This is a genomic window from Butyrivibrio sp. NC2002, assembly GCF_000702265.1.
Classification (GTDB): domain Bacteria; phylum Bacillota; class Clostridia; order Lachnospirales; family Lachnospiraceae; genus Butyrivibrio.
Genome location: NZ_KL370881.1, coordinates 115,212 through 139,384 on the forward strand (window position 1 = coordinate 115,212; position 24,173 = coordinate 139,384).

Genomic DNA, 24,173 nt, shown 5'->3' on the forward strand with positions numbered 1-24,173 from the left:
CATGCCAGCTAACATATAATTCATTTCTGTGATTCCATCCTTTCTTGTGGGTATATCAGAACTAACCCTTCATCTGAGTTTATTAAGTATAGCTTTTCTATCCACTGTGTATGTTCTGTTTCTGTACCAACTATATAGTCAGCGTATTCATATAGTTCTGGACTAATCTTATAATGATCCCATATTTCGACAATTCCAGCTTCATAGCTTTCTTCATCTGGAAAAAACAAGACGTATCCGCCAAAGTCATTACGGTTACGTCCACCACGTTTATCATGCCTGTTATAATTGGAATCGAGAATAGTTGCCTGTTCTAGTATTTCATATCCGACATTTTTATTGATTCCACTATTTGCCATCTCTTTCAGTAGAAGCTTTGCTTCAAATGCGTGCATTATTCTATAGTACATTTGACCCCTTTCTTTTCTTATTGGTTCTTCCCGTTTTGCTAATAGGAATAGTTTTCGATTCTGTTTTCCTTTTATTAACTGAAGTACGCTTAGTTACAATGATACCGATGCGTTTGAACTCACTATCTAATGGGAATTTTTCGAGTTGCCAGCAGTTATCAGAGTATCTTAGACCAAGGAACAGAATATGACAGCCATCTGGAAGCATAGGGCTATCTGAACTTATTATTTGGTATGCATCTAAATTGTTTGCCATAATTAGTTCTAAGACTTTTAGTTTTGATCTGTTCACTATGAGATTTGTAATATGACTATTTCCCCATGCAATGATGACCTTCACATTGTTATTTATACTTTTGAGAGCTCTGCTGATATAATTCAAGTTCTCCTCATCAATTGTTGGTAAATCGCTAGAAAGAGGTTTTTGTGTTATGACTTTTGAAAACAGATTAAGAACATGAGCTTTTGAAATATTTAGTTCAGGCATTTTATTGATGAGATGCATTGTTGTAGTATCCAACACATATGGATTATCTACGCTGATCGTAGGATATAGTTGGATTATAATTGCTTCAGAACCATCGTTTACATGGCTTTCTCTAATGACTTCGTAGGTGTTGTTTGCTGTACCTATCACAGTTGTTTTGAATATAATTTCAGTGCTTTTTACATCCATAATTCCTCCAATTAAAAAAGAAGATAGAGCAGAAGCTGCTATCTTCGGTTACCTGTTAAAGCATAAATCATAATTCCGTTTTAAATTACAATTATTATCTTTTTATACTTGATGATATTTTGTACTATTGATTTTCAGATGATGATACTAAAAACTAAATCATTAGATTTGAAGTGCCCAAAAGTGCCCGAAGCCAAACGTAAAATCGGCAGGTCTAGCTGCCGTGTTTTACATTCTGCATTTTGAGGGGATTTTGTAAATACTTAAAAAACTGGATATACGGCTGTTGGAGCTGCCGTATATTGAAGTGATAGTTAATGTTATTTCGTTCATGATTCAGTTCCGATTCCCGTTGCCAGCTCGATAAAAAAGAGTCCCTCAAAGCTTAGGCTTTGGGGGATTTTTTTACACAACAAAATGGTATAATATAGTTATGCCTAAAAAAGATCATTGTTAAGAAGTATAAGGAGACTATATATGTGCGATGTTAAGAAATATAGTGATATATATAAAGAAATAGCAAAATTAAATCCGAAAGATACTTTGCAACTTGTTTTAGAGAGTGAGACTGAAGAGGAAAAAGACTTTTATGAGATGGTTGGAGATTTTTTGCTTCAAAAAAAGCAAAAAGAAGTAATCGAAGGAAGTGATTAACAGATTTGATTTTTCATCCTGGCTTATAGGAAAAATTGAATTTAATAGACATAATAGACTGAAGGATGTTCTTAATCTTGATGGTGTGGATTCTGGTATGGGCGGAATAGATATGGTAAGAGATTTTCTTATCAATGACAATTCATCACTTAGGAAATAATAGGTACATTTAAAACGTATCTAAAGCAACCATTGACCCTTTTATTAAGCCGAAAGTGGTCTTTTATATAAAATTGGGCGTGTGATTATTGCATGCTCTAATTTTATTTGTGTCTATTGGAGAATTATGAGGGAGACATTATGGTATAATTATTATAAATAGAAATATGAAAGAGTTAGAACATGGAAATAAAAATAAATGAAATAATTATTCCAGATGACATTGATTCGTTACCAGACTTTGATTGCTTTGACTCAGATGAGTGCAATGAATTAGTAAAAGGACTATGCGGTTATGTCTTATCTGAGTCTTCAAAAGAGATAAATAAGTATAGATATGGTGAAGTGGCCATTTCCTATAATACTGATAATGGAACACAAGCTACAATAAATGGTACATACCATCATATAGAACTTAATGAATTGTTGAATCCTTCGGCTAGATATTTTAACGACATCATAAGAAATTCTTCGTTCAACAGTGTGATTATTGTACATAATCATCCTAATAACCAGATTTTTTCATTTCAGGATGTAAGACTTTTTTATGGAAATGATTCGATTAGTGCCATTTTGGCCGTTGGGAACACTTCAGATATCTTCATCCTTGTAAATAATAATGTGGATGTGATGTCAAGGCGCAGGCTATACGCTCATATGGTTCGTATGAGGGCGGAAATTATTAAGAATAATTCAGGGATAAAAAGCTATCAGGTTGAGGATGCATTAAACCAGGAGGTTATGAGACTTCTTAGTAATCCAAAAGAATTATCTGATGAATATGGATTTAAACTGATTCATAAAAATAGAAAGAGGTGATTTTATGTCATCAGAAAAGGAAAGATGGGAAATACTAGATAAATTGGATATGGGATATAGTTTGGATGAAGATAATTCAGGACAAGTGATAGAAGATATTATTGTTGATGACAAGACTTTCCTTGAAGCATCAAATGGTCTTTATAGTAGATCAGAATATATGCAGGCGAAAACAGATGTTGAATTGTCATATGCACTTATGCAGGATCCACCTGAAGGGTTGGTAGAAAAACTGCTTAAGGCAAAAAGGAATGTTGAGGATTATATTAATTCCAAGCGAATTTTTATTCCAGCTAAGTAATGAAGGCGAATTAAAAGTGGTCTTTAAAGTGGTCTTTTTTATAAAAGAGAGCACCGAAAACCTCCTTTCCATACGGGTTTTTGTAACTGGCTATTATCCGATTTCCGTTGCCAGCTCGAATATAAAAGAACCCTCAAAGCTAGTAAATAACATGGCTTTGAGGGTTCTTTTTTAAGGCATTGCAATTTGACAGGAACGCATAGTTTCAAGTGCTGCAAGATGCTTCTTGGGAGTGACACCTGCACAGCAGGCAGGGTCTACAGATATCTTAACTTCCGGCATATAAGCCTTTAATATAAGCGCATTCGATACAACACATATGTCCGTGCAAAGACCGATAAGCTCTATTTCTATTTCTTCTTTATCGGCAATTTCCTTTATTTTTGATGCAAGCTCTGTTGAGCCAAAGGTGGGTTTATCAATTATAACTGCGTCCTTCAAAAGAGAAGCTATGCTGCTTTCAATCTCCCAGCCTTTGGTTCCGATGATGCAGTGTTCAACAGGAAGATTTGCACCTTCCTGAGTCTGCATATATTCGGGCTGATGGGTATCTCTTGTGACAAAAATGTCTTTTGTATTGTAGCTTTTGATCTTTTCTACAACACTAGGAACTATTGCAACTGCTTCCTTTGTCCCTAGAGAACCATCAATAAAATCATTCTGCATATCAATTACTACCAACAACTTTCTCATTTTCATCCTCCTGCGTTGCTTTATTTTATTTTTCCTTCTTGTAATAGTTTTAAGAAAATGTCTGCGATCTTTGGATCGAACTGTTTTCCTTTATTGATTTCGATTTCTTCTCTGATCTTTTCCGGAGACAACTTTTTTCGGTATACTCTGTTGGAATTCATAGCGTCAAATGAATCAGCAACGCATATCATTCTTGCTATGAGAGGAATATCTTCGCCGGATCTTCCTTCGGGATATCCGCGGCCGTCATAACGCTCATGGTGATATAGAGCACCCTCGCCAACATTTTCGAGGCTCTTAAAATTGCTGAGAATTTCGCCACCGCGAACAGTGTGCGACTTTATGATCTCAAACTCTTCATCGGTTAATTTGTCAGGCTTTTTAAGAATACTATCCGGCACGCCTATCTTTCCGCAGTCATGAAGCTGTGCGATATGATATATTCGGTCAAGCTCTTCACCGGAAAATCCCATCTCTTTGGCGATAGCCCGTGTATACTCCGCAACTCTTGCGGAATGACCGTTAGTGTAGGGATCCTTTGCATCAATAAAGCCGGTAAATGTCTCTATTGATTGCTGGATTATCTCGTTATCCCTCTGATGCCTCAGATTGTATTTCCTTATCTGAAAAGCGCTGATCACGTAACTGGCAAGCGATACCAGCCAGAAGAGCAGGCTGACGGTAGCTATCCAAAAAAAGATATCACTTTGTATAAGTCTGTGATACTTATAGTTAAGATCTATAGTCCATCCGTCTATCTCTTCACCTATAGGCGCATATAATATCATGCCCGGAACTGTACCTTCATAGGGCTTAATCGGAACCTCCATGGCATTTTCATCGGAGCTGGGAATATATACAAGATAATCTCCGGGATTCATACGAATTAAAGTCTCCCCATCAAAGGTGACCGTATCAAAAGAATACTCATCGGAATTAAAGACTCTAAGATCAGGTACCACGGCAACGTACTCATTTTCGTTGACATTCTGATGCAATTCGACTTTTCCGTTCCAACCTTGAGTTATGAATAATTCCTTATCAAAGGTCAGCTTAAATGAAAAATCGGAAACCTCGTCATCTGTGTTGTTTCTCACAGTAAAATCATAGGTGTATGCCTGATAATTGTGCTCAGTAAGACCTTCATTATTAAAATCGAATACTTTTGTCCATGTACTTTCTCTGGGAATAGCAGTGATCGTACAGCCTTTTGCTTTGGCAGATTCCTCCGAAAAAAGACGCTGCCCGGTGAATGTGTCCTTGTGAAGGGTATTGTTGTAATTAAATACCCTCAAAGCACTGATGGCATAAATAACTGAAATGAATATTATCGAAATAAGGAATACTACAGGGGCTTTGTTTTTTTTCATAAGGCCGTTCTCCTTATCATTTAGAGCGTTACAATTTGTGCCTTATTCCTATTTTACCATTTAATGGTGGAACGTGTGATATTTGATGACTCTTTTAATGATTTATTATCTCTATTAATGATATTATAACAATGGTGCCCAAAATATCTGTTGGCATCTACATAATATGAATCGAAAGTGAAAACGCGCTAAGCTTGATCTGTATTACCACAATGTTTTTGGTATAATAGACACAGAAAAGTGATCACTTAATTTTGTAGAAAAATACGTGTTTTTTAGTAATTGCAAGAAGGCAATCATCAAATGGGGAAAACAGCTATGAACTACAAATATCTATATGTCGGCTCCTATTCAGAAAAGGGGGAGCCGGGAATATATCTTTTTGATTTTGATCCTGAAAATGGAAAAGCAGATCTTAAAAGCACCTTTAGTGAGTGTGATAATCCATCATTTTTATTAATTGAAGAAGAAGCTGTTTATGCGGTAAATGAACTGGAAGAAAAAAGCCGCATAACAGCATTTAAGAGAGATACCTTAAGCGGAGAACTTGCCAAAACAGGGGAGCTTGAAACTGATGGAACCTATGCCTGCCACATTGGGAGAGTAAAAGGTACAAGATTTTTATCAGTGGCCAATTACGGTGATGGCAGATTTGAAGCAGGGAGTCTTGTCACAATAGATGCTTCCGGAGACGGGAGTGACATGAAGATCTGCTCAAATATTCGCTTATCCGGTGAGGGCTTTTTGAATTCAACCAGGCAGGAGTGCTCGCATATCCATTCTACTAAGAATGACCCGCAGACAGGCATGCTTTATGTCGCAGATCTTGGCTTTGATAAAGTTTATGCCTATGAAGTAGATGAAAAAGGGCAGGCTATTTTATCCGGAAGTGCCATGCAGATCGATCTTCCAAAAGGTGAGGGCCCCCGGCATTTTGTTTTCAGTGATGATGCAAGATACGTATATATAGTTGCTGAGATGGGCAGCAGGGTATATATATATGCCAAAAATGAAGCGGATAGTACCTGGGAATTAAAGCAGCAGATAAGCACCATATCGGATGACTACCGCAAGATGATGGGAGAGACAGGAAATAAAGAGGTTGTGGAGAACACGGCTTCTGAGATTGCCTTTTCCCATGATGGAAGGTATCTGTATGTTGCAAACAGGGGAGAAAATACCATAGTTTGCTTTGAGGTTAATAAAGCAAGTGGAGAACTTGAATTCATTAAGCGCTTTGACTGCGGAGGAGACTTCCCGAGGCATTTTTGCATAACGCCTGATGATAAATATATGGTAGTAGCAGATCAAAACAGCGGAAACATTGCTGTATTTAAGAGAAATACAAAGACCGGAGCATTGGAAGATAAAACATGTGACTACGAAATAATAGGCGCATCTTTTGTAGGTATTATATAAAAAACTTTTTATTTGGGGGACATTATGAACGCACATATCGAGGATATGGAAAAAGAATCAAAAAAATCTTTTATCCTGCGGGCAGGAGCCTTTGAGCAGGAAGGCAGCAGCATTGATGAGTATGCTGTAATAATAGAAGGGCTTCGTGCTCATTATGACAACTATGAGCTCTACTTTATGCTGGGGTTGTATTACAGATACAGAAATGCCAATTTATCCTATCTGTGCTTTGAGAATGCGCTTCATTACTGCGATGAAGAAGAGGATGAAAATTTAATAAAAAACGCGATGGAAGGGCTTGCGGACAGGGCAAAGGTTCGCAATACTTCCATAGTTATCGTATCCTACAATGATTTTGAACTTATGCGTGAGTGCATTCGGGCGGTAAGAAGATATCAGCTCGAAGAGATAACGGAGATAATTGTTGTGGACAATGCTTCTTCTGATGAGGATCTGCTTGATTATTTAAGGCAGCAGGCTGATGCCGACGAGCATTTTATACTTATCGAAAATGAGAAAAATGTAGGCTTTCCTGCCGGCTGCAATATTGGTCTTGCTGCGGCAAGCCCGGAAAATGATGTGTTTTTCCTAAATAATGATGCTGTGCTGATGCCCAATTCCCTTTTCTGGCTCAAAATGGGGCTCTATTCAGATAAGAGAAACGGTGTTGCAGGAGCTGTTTCAAACAGTGCTTCAGCGCAGGAGGTATCTGAAAAGTCAATCGAACCCTACATTGCCAAGGCACCTATGACAAGCACCAGAATGCTCGGCGCAGAAGACAAGGAAAACGATGATCCTCGCTGGTGGAGATCCATATCTTTGGACAGCGCCCTTGAAATATCCAAAAGCTACGCAAAGGATCACAATGTTCCTATGTGGAATCCTGTGGAAGTCAGGTGCAGACTGACCGGTTTTGCTCTGCTAATAAAACGCGAGGTCATAGGGGAGCTGCTTATTTGTTCTGAAGATAAAAAGGAAAAGAGAATGCTCTTTGATGAGCGCTTTACACCGGGATATTTTGAAGATGATGACCTTGGTATGAGAATGGGATTTCTCGGGTATAGGCAGGTGCTTTGCCACAATAGCTTTATTTTCCACTACGGCGGAAGCGGTTTTTCTTCGAATGCAGAAGAAATCGAGGACAGAAGATCGATATTTTCGCAAAAGTGGGGATTTGATATCTGGAATTACACATTGCCGGAAGAGGATAAGATAAATGCTCTTCTTGTTGCGGAAAAAGAGCGAAAGATCAAGAAGCTTGAAGATCCTGAAGCCCAAAAGCTTTTGAAAAATGATTCCGCAGAACTCAAAATCTATAACAGGGATTTCAGGATTCTGGATCTGAGTGCAGGACTTGGTGCTACGCTTTCTTTCATAAAATATATGGCTCCCGATTGCTATACAGCCGGGATAACACCTGCTGATGCGTTTGCTGCTCTTTCCTGTTTCATGGCTGATGACATCATATCAGGAAACCCTGAACTGGTTACTTTTCCATGGCCCATGAACAGCTTTGACTATATACTCGCGGGAGACGTCATAACTCAGGCATCGGACCCTGAGAAGCTCATAAGGAAACTGGAGAGTTATTTAAGGGAAGATGGCCGAATAATCTAAGCGAAAAAACGAAATAATTTTTCGCAAAAGTAGTCTTGAATTTGTATGTAATTTCGTTAAATATTTTGAAAAATATCAATTTTTCTAAAAATATTTTTCATTTATTGTCGAAAGGGTGGAAGAAGACGGACGAAAAAAAGTAAATATACGTCATTTTATGCTAATAAAATGAGTGCAAGAGCGAATTTCGTTAATATGTCCAAAAATCGCGCACAAATTTATTTAATTTTATTATAAAATTTAAGAAAAAAATAAGTGACGAAAAATCGTTTATACGTTATACTTTAACATGCTACGAAATAACGCAATAACATAGACTGGCAGAAAAGGAGGTAACGTGTAATGACTAAGGCTGAGATTTTAAAAAGGGAAATTTTGGCGCAGTATAAGAGTGTTAGACAGTTCGCGATAGATATGTCGATTCCATATAGTACACTTGTAACAGCATTGGATAGAGGAATAGAGGGTATGGCTTACGGCACGGTTATTCGTATGTGCGACAAGCTTAACCTTAATCCTGTTGATTTTTCAACTTTGGAAAAGGGAACCGATCTTGGAAATAAGATCGTTGAAAATCGCGTTATGCAGCAGTACATCAAGCTTAACAAGGTTGGACGTAAGAAAGTGCTCGATTATATGAGTGATATGACTGCACTTGAGAAATACCAGGCATAATAAAAAGACTACTGTTTCCCGGAGAAGACAATTCTCCGGGAATTTTTTATATCATTATGATAGAATAAAAGGTAGTGTAAAGCAAGTTATGAAAACATTAGACCGTCCTAAGGAATCCACCGCAAGCGGTACCCCCTTAGGACCAGATATGAGGGAATATGCATGAAATGGAGTGGACTTTTTAAGCAATGATTTTTTTAAAAGGCATTATTTACTTGATCCTGGGTATTATATCTTTCTTTTCTATATTATCAGATCATGATAAATCTTCTGAAACTGATCAATATGAAGAGATTATAAATGACTACTTAGGAATAGATGATGGATCATCAACAGATGACTATACAGAAGCTGATGCCGGTTCATCTGAATATGGCTACACAGAAGCTGATTCCGGATCATCTGATTATGAATACACAGATTATGATGATGATTTCGATGACAAATATTATTTTTACAATGCTCACCATGGAAGTGCTGATACCCCGGACGGAACAACTGTTGTCGTAACAATTTTTGCTGACGATAAGGACTATGCATGGGATCCGGACTCAGACCTCGACAATGCTACTAAGTCAGATGTCAATCAGTATCTTATAGTTGCAGCAGATTACCTTGAAAGCGTTGTTGCAAACTATGGAAAAACCGCCAACTTTATAACGGATTTTGAAACATATCCTGATCTTAAATACACTGCTTCCTTTGATCAGCAGATGACAAAAACTGATGATGTAGACTATCCTGCATGGGAATATATTGATGATAATATTGATATGGAAGCAATAAAGACTAAATATAATGCCGATAATGTTATCTTTTTCATGGTGTTTAATACTGATGAAAAAAATTCGGCAGTTACCTGTACCAGAAACTGGTATGAGGGTATGGAATATCCCTATGAGATTGTTTATCTATACAATTTTGATTATGATTGTATAAACGGACCTGCGGTATATGCTCATGAGATGCTTCATGCATTCGGCGCACCGGATCTGTATACGGAAGATGAATTCTACAGAATCGATTCAACGGTTATTAGTTATGTGGACAGATATCTTCCTAATGAAATAATGTATACATGTACTGATCTTGATTCTTATGAATATACCTATGACCGTGTGACCAATGAGGTCACTGATCTAACGGCATACTACGTAGGCCTTACCGATCATAGCGAAGTATATGACGAATTTTGCCTTTCCGGAAATGAGCACTTCGACGAGTAATGATTTTTCAATGAAAAAATAAAGCGGTATGAGCCGCGCGAGGGGGATTTGATTATGAAATATGCGATCACAACATTTGCACTGATCATAACTCTTGTAGGAGGGTTTATTTTCGGTGCTTATTATATGTATAACAAATACAATCCCAGCGCTGAAACAGTGAGCGCTCCTGAAACGGCAAGTACTGAGCAGACAGAAGAACTTGATAATTCCGGATATTATGATGAGAACGGAAACTGGATTTTTAAATACAGTGAAGATGAGAGCGGATATAAAGGAAATGGCAACACAATTTCCTCAGGTGGCAAGGCAGTTGAAAACATCGATTTCCGCATCACAGGAACGAATTTTGTATATGAGGACGATGGCGCATATTCAGGATTCCATGCGGTTGTGACTGTTGAAAATATAGGCGGAAGCAATCTGTATCTTGGAAGAGATTCTGTTTTTGATATAGAGGACAGAAATCTTGAAATTGTAGATTCATATAATTATGTCCGCGCAGTTCCTGATGTTATCGCACCCGGCGAAAAAGGCTACTTCTATGTTCCCTATGGTCAGATCAAAACAAATGAAGACAGCGTGACTATAGAAGAAGGCGATTTGTCAGGAGACACACTTGATCCGATGGACGAAAATACTTTGGAGGGCAATTTTAACTCTGAGGAAGAAAATAAAGCAATTGATATAGAAGAACTTGAAGATGCTCTTAGCGGTGAGGAAGAAACCTCTGCTTCAATAAAAAATGTAAAAGTTGTGGATTTTCCCACTCTTTTAGCACAGGCAAATGAAGCTGACACGGATTCTTCTGAGAACAGCGAAAACAAAGAAGACGAAAATAAAGAAAATGAGAGCGCTCAGGATTCATCTTCAGAAGCATCCACAGAAGTATCTTCTGAAGGAGGCTCATCTGAAAACGGCGCATCGGATGCAGAAAGTACGGATGCAGAAAGTACGGATGCTGAAAAGGAAGATGCAGAGGCCTTGGGCGCAGAAAAAACTGATGCTGATGATACAGAATCCGAGACAGAAGAAGCTGCTGAAGCAGAAGATCCCGCAGCTACAGCGGGGGAAAGTGCCAGTGCTTCCGAAGAAGAAAAGACAGAATATAAGGGACTTTCTCTTTATAAGGTTCATGAGTACTTTATACTTCCCAATCTTGATGTGCAAAAATGTTCTAATGAACCTCACTCGGATTTTAGTATTACCAATATAATATATGGTAGTAATGATGCCGGATATTTCACACTTACCGGTGATGTATCCAATACAACAGAGGCAAATATAGATTACGTTCCTGTTACGGTTGTGGCGCTTGACAGAAGGGGAAATGCCATAGCTGTGGGCAAGGATTCCATAAATGATTTTTATTCGGGGGCAACTAAGAATTTTGGTGTAAGCTACATCCTGACAAGAGAAGAACGTTCTAATATTGTTCAGTGCGTGGTTTATGCAAGGGAAGCAGTAAATAATTAATGATGATAACAGGTTTTTTGGAGGGCTTTGCGAAGACAGTAGGTAGAGTGATCTCTGATGTAGGAGGAACAGTCAGTTATCTGAATGTTGGTATAGTCGTTGCAATTATTTATGTTGCGCTTTATGTGTCTTATGTTTTTGTATGTCTTATTATCGGCAGGGACAGAAGATACAGGAAGGGACATGCCACATCCGTATTTCTTCTTCTGATATATGTTACAACGCTTCTTTACCTAGTATTTATGAGTAGAGAAGTCGATCAATATGAAGGTGTAAATCTGATCCTGTTTTCCACCTGGGGAAGAACCTATGTAACCAGGGCTCTGTTTATTGAAAATATAATAATGTTTATTCCTATGGGAATGCTTCTTCCAAGCGCTTTTAAAAAGGTGAGAGCTTTTTCAAGGTGCATTCTTATATGTTTTCTTCTAAGTTTTTTCATTGAAACAACGCAGTTTGTTTTTGGAATAGGTATCTTTGAACTGGATGACATCCTGACAAATACAACAGGAGGAATTGTAGGATGGCTGCTATGGCGGTCTTTCTACGGCTTTGCGCATTTCTTTTCCAAGGATACGGAGAATATGAGGCTTAAGTGATTTGTTACAAAAACTTGACGAAAACGTAAAAATGGGTTAATATTTTTCTCCGTGGGGAGCAGTTTAGCTCCCTTATTTCTTAATGTGCCGGTTGTAATTGTTTTTTTGGAGATTACCGAGTTCAATATGAGTAAAATGATAAAGAAAATACTGCACGGAACAATAAATCCATTACTTATAACTATTTTTTCGCTTTCAGCGCTTGTACTCACAGTAGTATTATGCGTTTACGTGTATTCAGATACTATGCTGGGAAGAGATATGTCTGAAGGTGCGGGAATAGAGTCGATTGCAATACAGGCAGAAGCAGCTACCGATTCTTTGGTCGTTAAGACGAGTACTGAGGAGAATCTTTCTGCGGCAGATGACGCCGAAGCTATTTCACTTGAATATAATGATGAGAATAAAGCAGAGTCTGATTATACAGTAAATGTGTTTGACGGTAATGAAACCTATTATGCTAACACACTTGTTAATGTCAGGAGCGGTGCAGGCACCGGATATGATAAACTGGGGACTATAGGAAGAGGAACTGATATCACTGTTACCGGCCTTACGGATAATGGCTGGTATCAGGTTCTCTACGATGGCGTAGCAGGATATATAAGTGCTGAATATCTTCAGACAAGTGCCCCCGGAACAGCTTATATTTTTGCAGGCGATTCCAGAACAGTTCAGATGAATATGGCTGTTGGAACAAATGGCAATAAATGGATCGCACAGGTAGGAGAAGGCTACAAGTACTTTGCAGGAACCGCGGTTCCTCAGATTGATGCGGGCATCGGTGAAGGAACTGTTGTTATCATCAATTTCGGTGTAAACGATCTGTACAATGTTGATAAGTATGTAAGCCTTGTTAATTCCAAGATAGATTCCTGGATCTCTGCCGGAGCTACTGTTTATTATGCAGCAGTTGTTCCTGTAAGCAATTACCCGACAATAACCAATGCCGATATCGAAAGCTTCAATGCCAAATTAAAGAGCGGCCTTGACAGCAGGGTTGGATGGCTTGACGGATATACTTATCTTACTACCTGCGGATTCAACACAAACGATGGTCTGCATTATGATGCAGCAACTTACAAAAACTTATATTCATTCTATATGAGTAATCTTACAGTATAGGATTGTATATAGTATAATAATGATGTATAGGGCAAAATTTACTTTTGACCTGTACATCATTTTTCAATTATGTGAAAAAAAGAGGGTTCGTGATGGTCTCCATAAAAGATGTCGCCAAAGAAGCCGGCGTAGCAATATCAACTGTATCAAAGGTCTTAAATAATTATCCTAACGTAAGTGAAGAAACAAAAGAAAAAGTTATGGAGGCTGTAAACAGGCTTAATTTTGTACCCAATCAGGTTGCAGCTGCACTTTCTTCCAAGAAATCAGGCAGGATTGCCCTTCTTATAAAGCTCAATATGAAGACGCAGGCAATCGACGAGATCGACATGCAGTATATTTCGGGCGCTATAAGCATGGCAAGGGAAAAACAGCTGGATGTAATTACTGTCTTTTATTCCATGATAGAGAAGATGAGCCTTGATGAGATGAGGAGGTATTTTGCATCTCAGAGCATCAGCGGGATCATCATCTTTGGAATGAACAATGAAGATAAGGTACTGCTTAAGCTGATAGAGAGCCAGACCTTCAAGATAGTAGTTGTCGATTCTCCGCTTGTAAATGAGAGCACTTCATGTGTAGGTATCAATCACTATCAGGCGCAGATCGATGTTGCGGAAAAGACAATAAAAGAAAACATGTGCAGAAGCATTCTATACATAGCAGGGATGAAGAACAGTTATGTAACTGAAGAAAAGATAAGAGCCATGAAGGATCTTGCTGCAAAAAGAAAGCTAAAGCTCTTTATAAGAAACGGTGATTTCTCGGAGCTGAAGGCAAGGCAGTTAACCTTCAGATATGCTAAAAACAAGGACATAGTTGTATGTGCCTCTGATCTTATGGCTATCGGAGCCATGAAGGCACTGATCGAAATGGATATATTCAGACCGGTTTGCGGATTTGATGGCATCATCCTTATGGGATATGTCGGAAAACAGATGAATACGGTAAAGCAGGACTTCGCCAATGTATCAGCTGAGGCAGTTCGTGAACTTAACAGACTTCTTAATGGATCTAAGGGCAGAAACGTGCGCCTTCCCCACAAACTTGTAAGAATGAAATATGAAGATATCATCTGCTGAATTGAGGCAGATGATATCATTGTAAAAAAATCATAAAAAATTAATATTTCAACTATTGCAGAAAACGTTTTCCTATGATAGAGTATATGTAAATTGAGAGAAAACGTTTTCTGCCAAAAAAAGGCAGATTTGATTGAAGGGAGAAAATTATGAGTCAGCATACTAACCTGCAGAGAGATGTTCTTGTTACCAATATGGAAGAACAGCTTGAGACAATTGCACAGGAGAAATTTGGCAAGAGCTTAAAGGATTGCTCAAATCAGGAAGCATACGTTGTACTTCTTGAGGTTACAAGCCGCCTTATGAAGGTAGCAGAGATTGAGGGTGGCGAGAAGAAGATTTACTACATCTCAATGGAATTCCTCATCGGTAAGCTTTTATCAAACAACCTTATCAACTTAAGAGTATATGATAAGGTAAGCGAAATCCTTGAGAAGAACGGCAAGAGTCTTGCAGAGATAGAGGAGTGCGAGCCCGAGCCTTCACTTGGTAACGGTGGTCTTGGCAGACTTGCAGCTTGTTTCCTTGATTCTATCGCAACTCTTGGCCTCTCCGGAGAGGGTATCGGACTTAACTATCATTTCGGTCTTTTCCGTCAGGTATTTAAGGATAACCTTCAGACAGCAGAGAAGGATTCCTGGATCGAGAAGGAGTCATGGCTTGAGAAGACAGACACTACTTTCGAAGTAAACTTTGGTGACAAGAAAGTGGTTTCAAGACTTTACAATATGAGTGTTGTAGGTTATGACACCGGTGTTAATAAGCTCAGACTTTTCGATGTTGAGACAGTTGATGAGAGCCTTGTTAAGAAGGGAATCAGCTTCGATAAGGAAGAAATCGAGAAGAACCTTACACTTTTCCTTTATCCCGATGATTCTGATGAAGCAGGTAACCTCCTTAGAATCTATCAGGAGTATTTCCTTGTAAGCAATGCAGCTCAGCTTATTTTAAGAGAGCAGAAGGAGCATCAGTATGATCTCCATGAGCTCAACAAGCATGCTGTAATACAGATAAATGATACACATCCTACAATGATCATTCCCGAGCTTATCAGAATTCTTGTTGAGGATAAGGCATTTTCTATGGATGATGCTATCGACGTAGTATCTAAGACATGCGCTTATACAAACCATACAATCCTTGCAGAAGCGCTTGAGACATGGCCTCTTAAGTACCTTGAGAAGGTTGTTCCTCAGCTTGTTCCTTACATCAAGGAGCTTGATAAGAGAATCCGCGCAAAGGTTAAGAATCCTGCAGTTCAGATCATAGACAAGGATAAGAGAGTGCACATGGCATTTATCGACATCCACTATGGCTTCTCTGTAAACGGTGTTGCTGCTATCCACACAGACATCCTCAAGAATTCAGAGCTTAATGATTTTTACAAGCTCTATCCTGAGAAGTTCAACAATAAGACAAACGGTGTAACATTCCGCAGATGGCTTCTTTCATGTAATCACCCGCTTGCTGATTTCATCTCAGAGAAGATTGGCGACGGATTTAAGAAGGATGCTAATAAGCTTGAAGATCTTCTTAAGTTTAAGGATGATCAGGAAGTTCTTGATAAGATTGCAGACATCAAGTTCAAGAAGAAGGAAGAGCTTGCTGCTTATCTTAAGAAAAAAGAAAATGTTGAGGTTGATCCTAACTCAATCTTTGATATTCAGGTCAAGAGACTTCATGAGTACAAGCGTCAGCAGATGAATGCTCTTTATATCATTCATAAGTACCTTGAGATCAAGGGCGGCAAGAAGCCTGTAAGACCGATCACATTTATTTTCGGAGCAAAAGCAGCTCCTGCATACGTGATCGCACAGGATATAATTCACCTTATTCTCTGCCTCCAGCAGATCGTTAATAACGATCCCGATGTAGCTCCTTACATGAAGGTTGTTATGGTAGAGAACTACAACGTAAGCTATGCTGAGCGTCTTATCCCTGCATGTGATGTATCCGAGCAGATCTCACTTGCGTCAAAAGAGGCATCAGGTACAAGTAACATGAAGTTTATGCTCAACGGAGCTGTAACTCTTGGTACAGATGACGGCGCAAATGTAGAGATCCATAACCTTGTAGGTGATGACAATATCTTTATCTTCGGTATCAGCGCTGATGAGGTAATTGAGCACTACAAGAAGGCTGACTATGTATCAAAGGATTACTACAAGAAGAGCAAGGTTATAAAAGAGGCAGTAGACTTTATCACTTCCAAGCAGTGCCTTGCAGTAGGTCACAAGGAAAACTTAAAGCGCCTTCAGGATGAGCTCCTTAATAAGGACTGGTTCATGACTCTTATAGACCTTGAGGACTACATCAGAGAGAAAGATCTTGCTTTCGCAGAGTACGAGAACCGTGATAAGTGGAAGAAGATGATGCTTACCAACATTGCAAAGGCCGGCTTCTTCTCATCTGACAGAACTATCGAAGAGTACAACAGAGATATCTGGAAATTATAATAAGTATTTTGGCTGAATTCAGCCTGTATGCATGGATTCAATGCATGGATTCCGCAGATTTTAAGGATCTGCGGAATCTTTTTACGTTAAATAATATAAAAGGGCTTTGAAAAAATGAGAGATCATCTTTTCAAAGCCCTGTATTATTATGATGATATTGCCTTATGATTTGAAGAACTGCATTTCCTCATTAAGCTGTTCTGCAATATCCTTTAGACCATTTGCAGAAGCTGCCAGAGTTGTAACTGTAGCGGAAAGTTCCTGCATGGAAGCTCCGGTTTCTTCTGATGAAGCAGCGTTTTCTTCTGAAATAGCTGAAAGTGCGCTCATTGTGTCAACAACTGCATTCTTTGATGTATCGCAAGTGTCAGCGCCTTCTGAAATGAGTTGAACACCGCCTACTGTACTACCGATATCTTCAAGCATTCCATTAACAGCATCAAGTGTTTCGCCCAGAGCAATCTGCTGTTCGTTGTTTCCTTGTCTTACGTCTTCAGCAGCAGCAACAGCTGCATCTGACTGTTCAAGAAGCATCGCCATTTCTGTCCTGATCTCATCGGCCATCTGCTTGGAATCTTCAGCAAGTTTGCCGATTTCTTCTGCAACTACCGAGAAACCTCTTCCTGCTTCGCCAGCTCTTGCGGCCTCTATAGAAGCATTTAGTGACAAAAGGTTAGTCTGAGTTGCTATAGAGGTGATTCCTTCTACTTTTTCACTGATTGAATTAACTGCGTCCTTAGTAGCCTTTATGGTCTGTGAAATATCATCAATTTTGGCTGTCATCTCATTGGAGGATTCCTGCAACGAGTGAAGCGAATTGCTGGAAACCTGTGATGCTTCCTTCATCTTCTGAGCAATACCGGATAGATCATCAGTGGAAGTCTGAACGCCGGCTACAGCATCACCAATCCTGCCAACATTCTCAGATGCAGATTGAATTTCGTCTGCCTGCTGCGTAGCTCCTGATGCAATTTCCTGAACGGCATTAGATACATCCTCTGCTGTCTGGGAAATCTGAGATGCCATATCTGATAGCTCACTGGAAGATCTTCCTACATTAGAAGCAGACTCTTTTATGTTGTTAACGATATGATCGAGCTTTTCAATAACTGAATTGGTGGCTTTGGAAATAGTTCCAAATTCATCTCTCCTCTTGTCATACTTATCGACTTTAACAAAACGTCCGTCGGAAAGAGCCTCAAGAGATTCATTAACTGCTTTGATCGGGTCTGTAAAGCTTTTAGCCATCATAAAGGATATAACAACAGCAATGATCAGCAATATGGCACCGACAACAATTACGATAATAGCGGATTGTCTTGCAGCACTCATGATAACACTGGCTTCTTTTCCTGTAACAACTATAAAACCTGAGTTTGGCTCTTTTACATAAGCCATATAATTGGTGCCAAAAGCTGACTTTGATTTATAAAAGCCCTGATCTTGTCCTGATGTATAGAACTCTGAAGAAGATACATCAACTTCATCATGCTTGCCGTCGCCGATTTCATATTCTGCATGTGCGGCAACCATGCCGTCTCTGTCGACAACAAATGCTGTCTTCGCATCAGCCGCAAGAGTCTCATGGAGGTTATCGAGATCATAATTTCTGTGAGCAATACCGATAACTTTATCACCATTTTTGATAGGTGCAGAGAAAGTTATCATTCTTTTTCCAGTTGTTTTGCTGACAGTAACATTTGAAATGTAGACATTGCCGGCCATAGCCTCTTTAAAGTACTCACGGTCAGATACATCTATGCATTCACCGGTGCCTCTTGCAATCTGCATACCCTGGTCATTGGTGATCGCGGTATTCTGTCCATCGTTCATAACCTGATCGTATTCATAAAGAGTAGCTGTAACAGCATCAAGCGGAATTCCTGCTTGACCAACAACAAACTGCACAACAGTAGGATTGCTTGCTATGCTCTTTACCATATTCTGATTAACTTCTATGGTTTTTTCAAAATTACTGTGCACATACCAGGCCTGCCACTCAAGTGATTCCTGAGCATCAGCCAAAGCTTTATTGGTAGATGTTACATAGCTAACAACTATTGCGACAACAAGAGGGATGACTATAACTGCCATCATAATTGCTATCAGCTTGGTTTTTACACTGTCAAAAAAGCCCATCTTATTATTGTTCATGTTAAATCCTCCAAATATAAGGCAAACACTATAATTAATGCATCTAATATAGATTATAGCCTACAAATGTTGGGAAAATGGTGGATTTAACGTTTATTTAATATAAATTTAATGTTTAATCGTATTTTTATAGATATTTAAGGAGTTGCATCAGATGGATATAGTAAAATTATAAGAAGAGTATTGTCCTTACAGAGTATGGACAAGAAGACCTATAGGTCAGTAGTGGAGAAACTAAAGAGAGCTGGTGCTAAAACTCAGACCTATATTTATAAAAAGAAATGATCATTAAGATTTTCTTTAGTGCAAATAAAACTTTATTGGTTGTAACCTGGCTAAAGAATATATAATGACCGGCAATTGTGTTGAGGGAGTAATGAGAATATGGCAAAGTATGATTTTGATTCATACACATTGTATGAGATAAAAAAGCGTAATGTTTACTCTGTCAGGATCAGAGTTGTGCTTAAAAACGCTATAGACGGAGAGGCGCTGAAAACTTCTGCTGTTAAGGCTTATAAAAGGTTCCCATACTACAGCAGGACGGTATCTTTAAATGAGGATGAAGCATACATTCTTGAGCCCTGTGATAAGCCCTTGGTTGTAAGTATGGGCAACAAAGTGATCAAACTTGGAACTGATGAGACAAATGGGCTTCTTTTTGCCATCACTTATGATAATAATAATATTTATTTTAATTTCGCTCACAACTTCTGCGGCGGTTGTGGAGCAATGCTGTGGATAAAAGCAACACTGTGGCAGTATTTAACGGATCTTGGGTATGATGTTGACAAGACGGGGATACTGACAATTGACACACCGATAACACTTAAGGAGCAGGCTGAACCAGACGTAGAACATATGCCTGTTGGTAATCCGGTTGGTAATTTTGACTTTCCAAAGGATTCATTTACTCCTTTAAACGACTATTTTGAAAGTATGAGGGATCCAAATGGCATTGATGGCTATTATCCCATAAAAATACCAAAGAAAAACCTTATGAAATATGCCCGTGATAATGATGGAAGTCCTAATTCTATTTTGTCAGCTCTCTTGTTCAAGATGCATATAAAAGTTCGCCCTGACGAGAATAGATTTATCGGTGGGATAGCCAATAACTATCGGGAGGATGTGGGGTGCCCGGAAACTTACAGAGATATGGTCAGACAGATGTATGTACAATATGATAAAAGGATGAAGGACTGGCCTGTTGAAAAGCTCTCTACCATCACAAGAAGCAGGATGTATGTTCAGATGCAGCCTGAGCTTAGCTGGGAAAAAATCAGAGAGGTTGAAGCATTTCGCAGGCAGATCGATAAACAAAATGGTATCGATAATAAAGTCACCTACGCGGTAGATAACAGTCCAACAACCCATGGCATACCGTCAGCTTTTCATATAAGCTACGTGGGTAAGATTGCATGGGGCGGTCTGGCACCTTTTCTTGATGGCGTTTACTCTCTGACAATGGGGCATCTTATGGTAGAAGTGAATGCTACAGAAGAAGATTTTTGCTTCAGTTTTCAAACTGTTCGACGTGATGGGATGTACATAAAGGAGTTCCTCGAGGCACTTGAAGAAGAAGGAATTGCATATTCTGCAGGAAGTCTTGAAGAGAAAAAACTGCCTGAAATAATATTGCCGCCCTTTAATGATTAGAATATGCGAAGAGAGGATTGATAAATTCACTAAAACCCATAAGGATTGAAAAAAACGAGGAGGATAAGAGAATATGACGACCAATCAAGATAAAAAGGCAAGCCTGTTGATAATGATTCATGTGGTTTTAATGGCATTGATGGTGGTAGGCACTACCGGCGCCATGATACATTTTATTGTCGACAGTATTAACACTGATGTCACAGGTTTTTCAAATCAGGCCAATGCTTTTATGATGCTGGTGATCCTTGCTATGTTGATCGTCGGCATTTTATACCTGGTAAAGGGATATACGAAGCGGGCGGCGGTTTACTATAAACTGTTTTTGATCCTTAATGTTGCGGTATGTATACTGACTATCTTTATTGATCTATGTTTCTATCGAGTAACTATATGGATGATCACTATCAGCGTCCTTAATGTCTGTAAGATTATCCTTCTTCTCCTTATGGCTTTTGGACAAGATCTTGGAGAGAAAAGAACCTGGCAGATATTCTACATGCTTTTGGCAGCGGATGGGTTAAAGCTGATATTAGCAATCATAAATATGGTAGGTATCGGGTTTGATTTCAGCTTTCTGGGATATGTTACCGCTTTGATTTCTGATGGAACGATCGGACTAGCCATCAGGGGTAAGTATGAGAACAAAAAAATGCGCGGAAGGACATGATTTGTGTTGTAGCGAAAATTGGGGCGTATCCATTTTTTGCTTTTGCTGTTTTGTTTGGCAGATTCGATGTAATCATATTGTAAACTGTTCCTATTTATTATGCTATAATTTTATTAGTTGTTCCTCATTTTAATGAGGAAATAATAATAATGTGACAATTAACAATAAAAGGAGGATGTGTCATGGCACGTAAGGTAGTTTTAGCAGGTGCATGCAGAACAGCAATCGGTGTTATGGGAGGAGCATTAAAGGATATTTCAGCTCCCGATCTAGGAACAATTGTTATTAAGGAAGCTTTAAAGCGTTCAGGTGTTAAGCCTGAGCAGGTTGATGAAGTATATATGGGCTGCGTAATTCAGGCAGGAACAGGTCAGAACGTAGCACGTCAGGCAGCAGTTAATGCAGGAATCCCTGTAGAAGTTCCTGCTACAACAATTAACGTACTTTGCGGTTCAGGTCTTCACTGCGTAAACCTTGCTGCAAAGCTTATCTCCATGGGCGATGCTGATATCATCGTAGCAGGCGGTACTGAGAATATGTCTCGTGCTCCTTATGCTCTTCAGAACGCAAGATTTGGTTATCGTATGAACAATGGTGAGCTCATTGATACTATGATCAAAGATGCTCTTACCGATGCATTCGGCGGATTCCACATGGGTATCACTGCTGAAAATATCTGTGAGCAGTGGGGACTTACAAGAGATGAGCTTGATGAGTTTGCTGCTAACAGTCAGCAGAAGTGTGAGAGAGCTCAGGCTGAGGGCAAATTTGATGAGGAAATAGTTCCTGTTGAAGTTAAGGTTAAGAAGGACACAGTTCTTTTTGCAAAGGATGAAGGCCCCAGAGCCGGAGTAACAAAGGAGAGTATCTCCAAGCTCCGCCCTGCATTTAAGAAGGACGGTATGGTAACAGCTGCCAACTCTTCAGGTATTAACGATGGCGCTGCGGCTATCGTTGTTATGAGTGAAGAGAAGGCTAAAGAGCTCGGAATCAAGCCTATGGCTACATGGATCGCCGGTGAGCTTGCAGGTGTTGAGCCCCGTATCATGGGTATTGGTCCTGTTGCTGCTACCAAGAAGACAATGGCTAAGGCCGGATATCAGATTTCTGATTTTGACCTCATTGAAGCTAACGAAGCTTTCGCAGCTCAGTCAGTAGCAGTAGGAAAAGAACTTGGATTCGATTTAAATAAGCTCAACGTAAATGGTGGAGCTATCGCCCTTGGACATCCTGTAGGATGCTCAGGATGCCGTATCCTTGTAACGCTTCTTTACGAGATGCAAAGACGCGATGCCAAGAAGGGCCTTGCAACACTGTGCGTAGGCGGCGGTATGGGTGCAGCCTGCATAGTTGAAAGACAGTAATTATTTAAAATAGTAGAATTTGTCCTCCCTGTGGAAAACATGGGGAGGACATTTGCTCAAAACACAATTTTGAGGAGATTTTTTATGAAGGTTAACTTAAAAAACGGCTTTGGTCCTTTGGATTTTGATGAGAATGGAAAAATGTTTTCTATTTTTCCTGAAAATATGCCCTATGTAAATGAGGAAGAACTTCCTGAAGACATGGATTACTGCGTCTATGTGGATGCTGAGCTTGTCGAAGCTGTATGTAACGCAGGTCTTGATTTTGAGGAGTTTTTGCGCGCAGATTACGAGGGCAGAAAAGAGATGCTTGAGGAAGCCGGAGTAGATCCTTCTCAATATGATCTTGAATTTGACAGTCAGCTTCGTGAAAAGCTTGAGGAAGAAGGTCTTCTTGAAGAGTATTATCTTGACCCTGATGATTTTGATGAGGACTATGAAGATGATGAAGATTACGAAGACGACGAAGACTATTATGATGAAGATGACGAGGATGGCGAGGACGACGAAGACGAGGATGATGAAGACGAATATGGCGATGACGAAGATGATGATGACGATTATAACGAGCCTGAAGGAGACGAATTCTTTGGAGATTTGTGATGGAAATATCGCATTTTTCAATTTTTTGAAAGAAAAATTAAAAAAAGCTTGCACAATCTGTTAGCCTATGCTAATATTTCGTTGTTAGCAAAGACTAACACAAATGACATACATAGTCATAAGAAATCTCCTACCTGAAAAAGCCGCGTCTTGCCAACGCGGCTTTTCTATATGCATGTATTAAAAAAATGAAAATGGGAAATTATTCTTCGTAGGTTTTCATAATGCTTCTGACTGCTGTTTCAAGTTCAGGCATTAGTTCATCAAGAGGCATTGGCTGATTGTATACGATAGAGCTGTAGCCTGCGGAGCTGACCATTTCTACTATGAGGAACATCATTACCTCATGGTTTTTGTATTTTACATCTGAATGGTCAAACATGCTCTCGATTATTGATAAGAAGTTCTCATCGTCTTCGTCGCTGTAATTTGTTACGGCCTCTTTAAAGAGAGCCCAGCTAAGATCCTTATATATCAAAGCTATGAGCTTGGGATCTCTGCTTAGCTCAGAGAGGATATGTTTTACCATAAACACAACCTTGTCTTCAACGCTGGAAACATGTTCATGCATCAGGGCAGCGTATGCTTTTCCGAAAAGCTGGCTGGATTTCCTGGCTATCAGTCTGTTCCTTATATCATATTTGTCCTTGAAATATAAATAGAATGTTCCCTTGGCAACACCGGCCTTTTTAACTATGTCCGAAATGGAAGTCTGGTTGATCCCCTGGGAAGTAAACAATTCGAAGGAGGTGTTTAACAGAGAGTCTCTTTTTAGTTTTTTGTTGATATCCAATTTGCCCATAATATTTCCTCACTTTGGCAATTACATATTTATATTATTTTGGAAAAAATATCCTGAATGCAAGTATTTATCTCATTATTTCTATGTCCTGATATTTTTTCAAAAAAAAAGATTGACCATCGGTCACTTTTGGAGTATAACATAAAGTGTAAAAAATGACTAGT

23 protein-coding genes are annotated in these 24,173 nt (G+C 39.2%); 17 read left to right on the forward strand and 6 right to left on the reverse strand.

The genetic code is table 11. The features are described from left to right. Positions 1–20: 20 nt before the first annotated feature. Both T543_RS11555 and T543_RS11560 read right to left on the reverse strand, forming a co-directional pair. Entirely contained in the window at positions 21–410 is a 390-nt protein-coding gene (locus T543_RS11555; RefSeq protein WP_035768686.1) for a hypothetical protein, read from the reverse strand. Beyond that, positions 400–1,086, reverse strand: a complete 687-nt coding sequence (locus T543_RS11560; protein ID WP_035768688.1) for a DUF1643 domain-containing protein — start codon at positions 1,084–1,086, stop codon at positions 400–402. The genes T543_RS11555 and T543_RS11560 overlap by 11 nt, the downstream gene beginning before the upstream one ends. A 477-nt stretch (positions 1,087–1,563) precedes the next feature. On the opposite strand from T543_RS11560, the gene T543_RS16065 reads away from it, so the two are divergent. From T543_RS16065 to T543_RS11570, 4 genes are all read left to right on the forward strand, one after another. Further along, positions 1,564–1,740 carry a hypothetical protein gene (locus tag T543_RS16065; protein WP_197023963.1) on the forward strand — a complete coding sequence of 59 codons (177 nt, stop codon included), beginning with the start codon at positions 1,564–1,566 and terminating at the stop codon, positions 1,738–1,740. Continuing rightward, complete coding sequence (locus T543_RS15915) at positions 1,733–1,900, forward strand: hypothetical protein (protein WP_155843259.1); 168 nt, start codon at positions 1,733–1,735, stop codon at positions 1,898–1,900. Before T543_RS16065 ends, T543_RS15915 begins: the two co-directional genes overlap by 8 nt. 182 nt (positions 1,901–2,082) lie before the next feature. Further along, a complete protein-coding gene (locus T543_RS11565; RefSeq protein ID WP_026665094.1) occupies positions 2,083–2,718 on the forward strand; it encodes a hypothetical protein in 636 nt (211 codons plus the stop codon). 4 nt (positions 2,719–2,722) lie between these two features. Beyond that, positions 2,723–3,019 (forward strand): hypothetical protein, encoded by a 297-nt coding sequence (locus T543_RS11570; RefSeq protein ID WP_022760917.1) that lies wholly within the window; start codon positions 2,723–2,725, stop codon positions 3,017–3,019. A gap of 171 nt (positions 3,020–3,190) precedes the next feature. On the opposite strand, the gene T543_RS11575 is transcribed toward T543_RS11570, so the two are convergent. Together T543_RS11575 and T543_RS15370 are read right to left on the reverse strand one after the other, a co-directional pair. After that, on the reverse strand, positions 3,191–3,712 hold the full coding sequence (locus T543_RS11575) for a cysteine hydrolase family protein (RefSeq protein ID WP_035768690.1): 522 nt from the start codon (positions 3,710–3,712) through the stop codon (positions 3,191–3,193). A gap of 20 nt (positions 3,713–3,732) precedes the next feature. Continuing rightward, positions 3,733–5,082 (reverse strand): HD domain-containing phosphohydrolase, encoded by a 1,350-nt coding sequence (locus T543_RS15370; protein WP_051638742.1) that lies wholly within the window; start codon positions 5,080–5,082, stop codon positions 3,733–3,735. A 303-nt stretch (positions 5,083–5,385) separates the two neighbouring features. Here T543_RS15370 and T543_RS11585 point away from each other — a divergent pair, with 303 nt between their 5' ends. The 9 genes from T543_RS11585 to T543_RS11625 all read left to right on the forward strand — a co-directional run bounded on the left by T543_RS11585 (position 5,386) and on the right by T543_RS11625 (position 16,757). Then, positions 5,386–6,501: a lactonase family protein gene (locus tag T543_RS11585; protein WP_035768691.1), complete on the forward strand. Its 1,116-nt coding sequence runs from the start codon at positions 5,386–5,388 to the stop codon at positions 6,499–6,501. Positions 6,502–6,525: 24 nt separating this feature from the next. Next, positions 6,526–8,118: a glycosyltransferase gene (locus T543_RS11590; protein WP_035768692.1), complete on the forward strand. Its 1,593-nt coding sequence runs from the start codon at positions 6,526–6,528 to the stop codon at positions 8,116–8,118. Positions 8,119–8,460: 342 nt separating this feature from the next. Continuing rightward, the gene (locus tag T543_RS11595) at positions 8,461–8,793 is read left to right on the forward strand and encodes a hypothetical protein (RefSeq protein ID WP_035768693.1); all 333 of its coding nucleotides are present in this window, start codon (positions 8,461–8,463) and stop codon (positions 8,791–8,793) included. Between the two features lie 188 nt (positions 8,794–8,981). Beyond that, the gene (locus tag T543_RS11600; RefSeq protein ID WP_035768694.1) at positions 8,982–10,019 is read left to right on the forward strand and encodes a hypothetical protein; all 1,038 of its coding nucleotides are present in this window, start codon (positions 8,982–8,984) and stop codon (positions 10,017–10,019) included. A gap of 54 nt (positions 10,020–10,073) precedes the next feature. Next, complete coding sequence (locus tag T543_RS11605) at positions 10,074–11,495, forward strand: FxLYD domain-containing protein (RefSeq protein WP_035768695.1); 1,422 nt, start codon at positions 10,074–10,076, stop codon at positions 11,493–11,495. Beyond that, the gene (locus tag T543_RS15375; protein WP_051638743.1) at positions 11,495–12,094 is read left to right on the forward strand and encodes a VanZ family protein; all 600 of its coding nucleotides are present in this window, start codon (positions 11,495–11,497) and stop codon (positions 12,092–12,094) included. Before T543_RS11605 ends, T543_RS15375 begins: the two co-directional genes overlap by 1 nt. Positions 12,095–12,220: 126 nt before the next feature. Then, entirely contained in the window at positions 12,221–13,219 is a 999-nt protein-coding gene (locus tag T543_RS15380; protein WP_051638744.1) for an SH3 domain-containing protein, read from the forward strand. A gap of 92 nt (positions 13,220–13,311) precedes the next feature. After that, positions 13,312–14,301 carry a LacI family DNA-binding transcriptional regulator gene (locus tag T543_RS11620; protein ID WP_035768696.1) on the forward strand — a complete coding sequence of 330 codons (990 nt, stop codon included), beginning with the start codon at positions 13,312–13,314 and terminating at the stop codon, positions 14,299–14,301. 149 nt (positions 14,302–14,450) lie between these two features. Then, positions 14,451–16,757: a glycogen/starch/alpha-glucan phosphorylase gene (locus tag T543_RS11625; RefSeq protein WP_197023964.1), complete on the forward strand. Its 2,307-nt coding sequence runs from the start codon at positions 14,451–14,453 to the stop codon at positions 16,755–16,757. Between the two features lie 162 nt (positions 16,758–16,919). Here T543_RS11625 and T543_RS11630 read toward each other — a convergent pair whose 3' ends face one another. Beyond that, entirely contained in the window at positions 16,920–18,911 is a 1,992-nt protein-coding gene (locus T543_RS11630) for a methyl-accepting chemotaxis protein (protein ID WP_035768697.1), read from the reverse strand. 384 nt (positions 18,912–19,295) lie between these two features. Between T543_RS11630 and T543_RS11635 the strand changes: the two genes are divergently transcribed. The 4 genes from T543_RS11635 (at position 19,296) to T543_RS15385 (ending at position 23,207) form a co-directional block, all read left to right on the forward strand. After that, a complete protein-coding gene (locus T543_RS11635; RefSeq protein ID WP_035768699.1) occupies positions 19,296–20,570 on the forward strand; it encodes a hypothetical protein in 1,275 nt (424 codons plus the stop codon). Between the two features lie 73 nt (positions 20,571–20,643). Then, positions 20,644–21,240 carry a hypothetical protein gene (locus T543_RS11640; protein WP_035768700.1) on the forward strand — a complete coding sequence of 199 codons (597 nt, stop codon included), beginning with the start codon at positions 20,644–20,646 and terminating at the stop codon, positions 21,238–21,240. Positions 21,241–21,422: 182 nt separating this feature from the next. Further along, positions 21,423–22,604 (forward strand): acetyl-CoA C-acetyltransferase, encoded by a 1,182-nt coding sequence (locus T543_RS11645; RefSeq protein ID WP_035768702.1) that lies wholly within the window; start codon positions 21,423–21,425, stop codon positions 22,602–22,604. A gap of 84 nt (positions 22,605–22,688) precedes the next feature. Further along, entirely contained in the window at positions 22,689–23,207 is a 519-nt protein-coding gene (locus tag T543_RS15385) for a hypothetical protein (RefSeq protein ID WP_051638745.1), read from the forward strand. A gap of 202 nt (positions 23,208–23,409) precedes the next feature. On the opposite strand, the gene T543_RS11655 is transcribed toward T543_RS15385, so the two are convergent. After that, complete coding sequence (locus tag T543_RS11655; protein WP_035768703.1) at positions 23,410–24,009, reverse strand: TetR/AcrR family transcriptional regulator; 600 nt, start codon at positions 24,007–24,009, stop codon at positions 23,410–23,412. Positions 24,010–24,173: the final 164 nt, after the last annotated feature.

What these genes read in the sequence shown, in the direction of transcription:
- T543_RS11555 (WP_035768686.1), bottom strand. Translation starts at nt 410, where the DNA reads ATGTACTATAGAATAATGCACGCATTTGAAGCAAAGCTTCTACTGAAA.
- T543_RS11560 (WP_035768688.1), bottom strand. Translation starts at nt 1,086, where the DNA reads ATGGATGTAAAAAGCACTGAAATTATATTCAAAACAACTGTGATAGGT.
- T543_RS16065 (WP_197023963.1), top strand. Translation starts at nt 1,564, where the DNA reads ATGTGCGATGTTAAGAAATATAGTGATATATATAAAGAAATAGCAAAA.
- T543_RS11565 (WP_026665094.1), top strand. Translation starts at nt 2,083, where the DNA reads ATGGAAATAAAAATAAATGAAATAATTATTCCAGATGACATTGATTCG.
- T543_RS11570 (WP_022760917.1), top strand. Translation starts at nt 2,723, where the DNA reads ATGTCATCAGAAAAGGAAAGATGGGAAATACTAGATAAATTGGATATG.
- T543_RS11575 (WP_035768690.1), bottom strand. Translation starts at nt 3,712, where the DNA reads ATGAGAAAGTTGTTGGTAGTAATTGATATGCAGAATGATTTTATTGAT.
- T543_RS15370 (WP_051638742.1), bottom strand. Translation starts at nt 5,082, where the DNA reads ATGAAAAAAAACAAAGCCCCTGTAGTATTCCTTATTTCGATAATATTC.
- T543_RS11585 (WP_035768691.1), top strand. Translation starts at nt 5,386, where the DNA reads ATGGGGAAAACAGCTATGAACTACAAATATCTATATGTCGGCTCCTAT.
- T543_RS11590 (WP_035768692.1), top strand. Translation starts at nt 6,526, where the DNA reads ATGAACGCACATATCGAGGATATGGAAAAAGAATCAAAAAAATCTTTT.
- T543_RS11595 (WP_035768693.1), top strand. Translation starts at nt 8,461, where the DNA reads ATGACTAAGGCTGAGATTTTAAAAAGGGAAATTTTGGCGCAGTATAAG.
- T543_RS11600 (WP_035768694.1), top strand. Translation starts at nt 8,982, where the DNA reads ATGATTTTTTTAAAAGGCATTATTTACTTGATCCTGGGTATTATATCT.
- T543_RS11605 (WP_035768695.1), top strand. Translation starts at nt 10,074, where the DNA reads ATGAAATATGCGATCACAACATTTGCACTGATCATAACTCTTGTAGGA.
- T543_RS15375 (WP_051638743.1), top strand. Translation starts at nt 11,495, where the DNA reads ATGATGATAACAGGTTTTTTGGAGGGCTTTGCGAAGACAGTAGGTAGA.
- T543_RS15380 (WP_051638744.1), top strand. Translation starts at nt 12,221, where the DNA reads ATGAGTAAAATGATAAAGAAAATACTGCACGGAACAATAAATCCATTA.
- T543_RS11620 (WP_035768696.1), top strand. Translation starts at nt 13,312, where the DNA reads ATGGTCTCCATAAAAGATGTCGCCAAAGAAGCCGGCGTAGCAATATCA.
- T543_RS11625 (WP_197023964.1), top strand. Translation starts at nt 14,451, where the DNA reads ATGAGTCAGCATACTAACCTGCAGAGAGATGTTCTTGTTACCAATATG.
- T543_RS11630 (WP_035768697.1), bottom strand. Translation starts at nt 18,911, where the DNA reads ATGAACAATAATAAGATGGGCTTTTTTGACAGTGTAAAAACCAAGCTG.
- T543_RS11635 (WP_035768699.1), top strand. Translation starts at nt 19,296, where the DNA reads ATGGCAAAGTATGATTTTGATTCATACACATTGTATGAGATAAAAAAG.
- T543_RS11640 (WP_035768700.1), top strand. Translation starts at nt 20,644, where the DNA reads ATGACGACCAATCAAGATAAAAAGGCAAGCCTGTTGATAATGATTCAT.
- T543_RS11645 (WP_035768702.1), top strand. Translation starts at nt 21,423, where the DNA reads ATGGCACGTAAGGTAGTTTTAGCAGGTGCATGCAGAACAGCAATCGGT.
- T543_RS15385 (WP_051638745.1), top strand. Translation starts at nt 22,689, where the DNA reads ATGAAGGTTAACTTAAAAAACGGCTTTGGTCCTTTGGATTTTGATGAG.
- T543_RS11655 (WP_035768703.1), bottom strand. Translation starts at nt 24,009, where the DNA reads ATGGGCAAATTGGATATCAACAAAAAACTAAAAAGAGACTCTCTGTTA.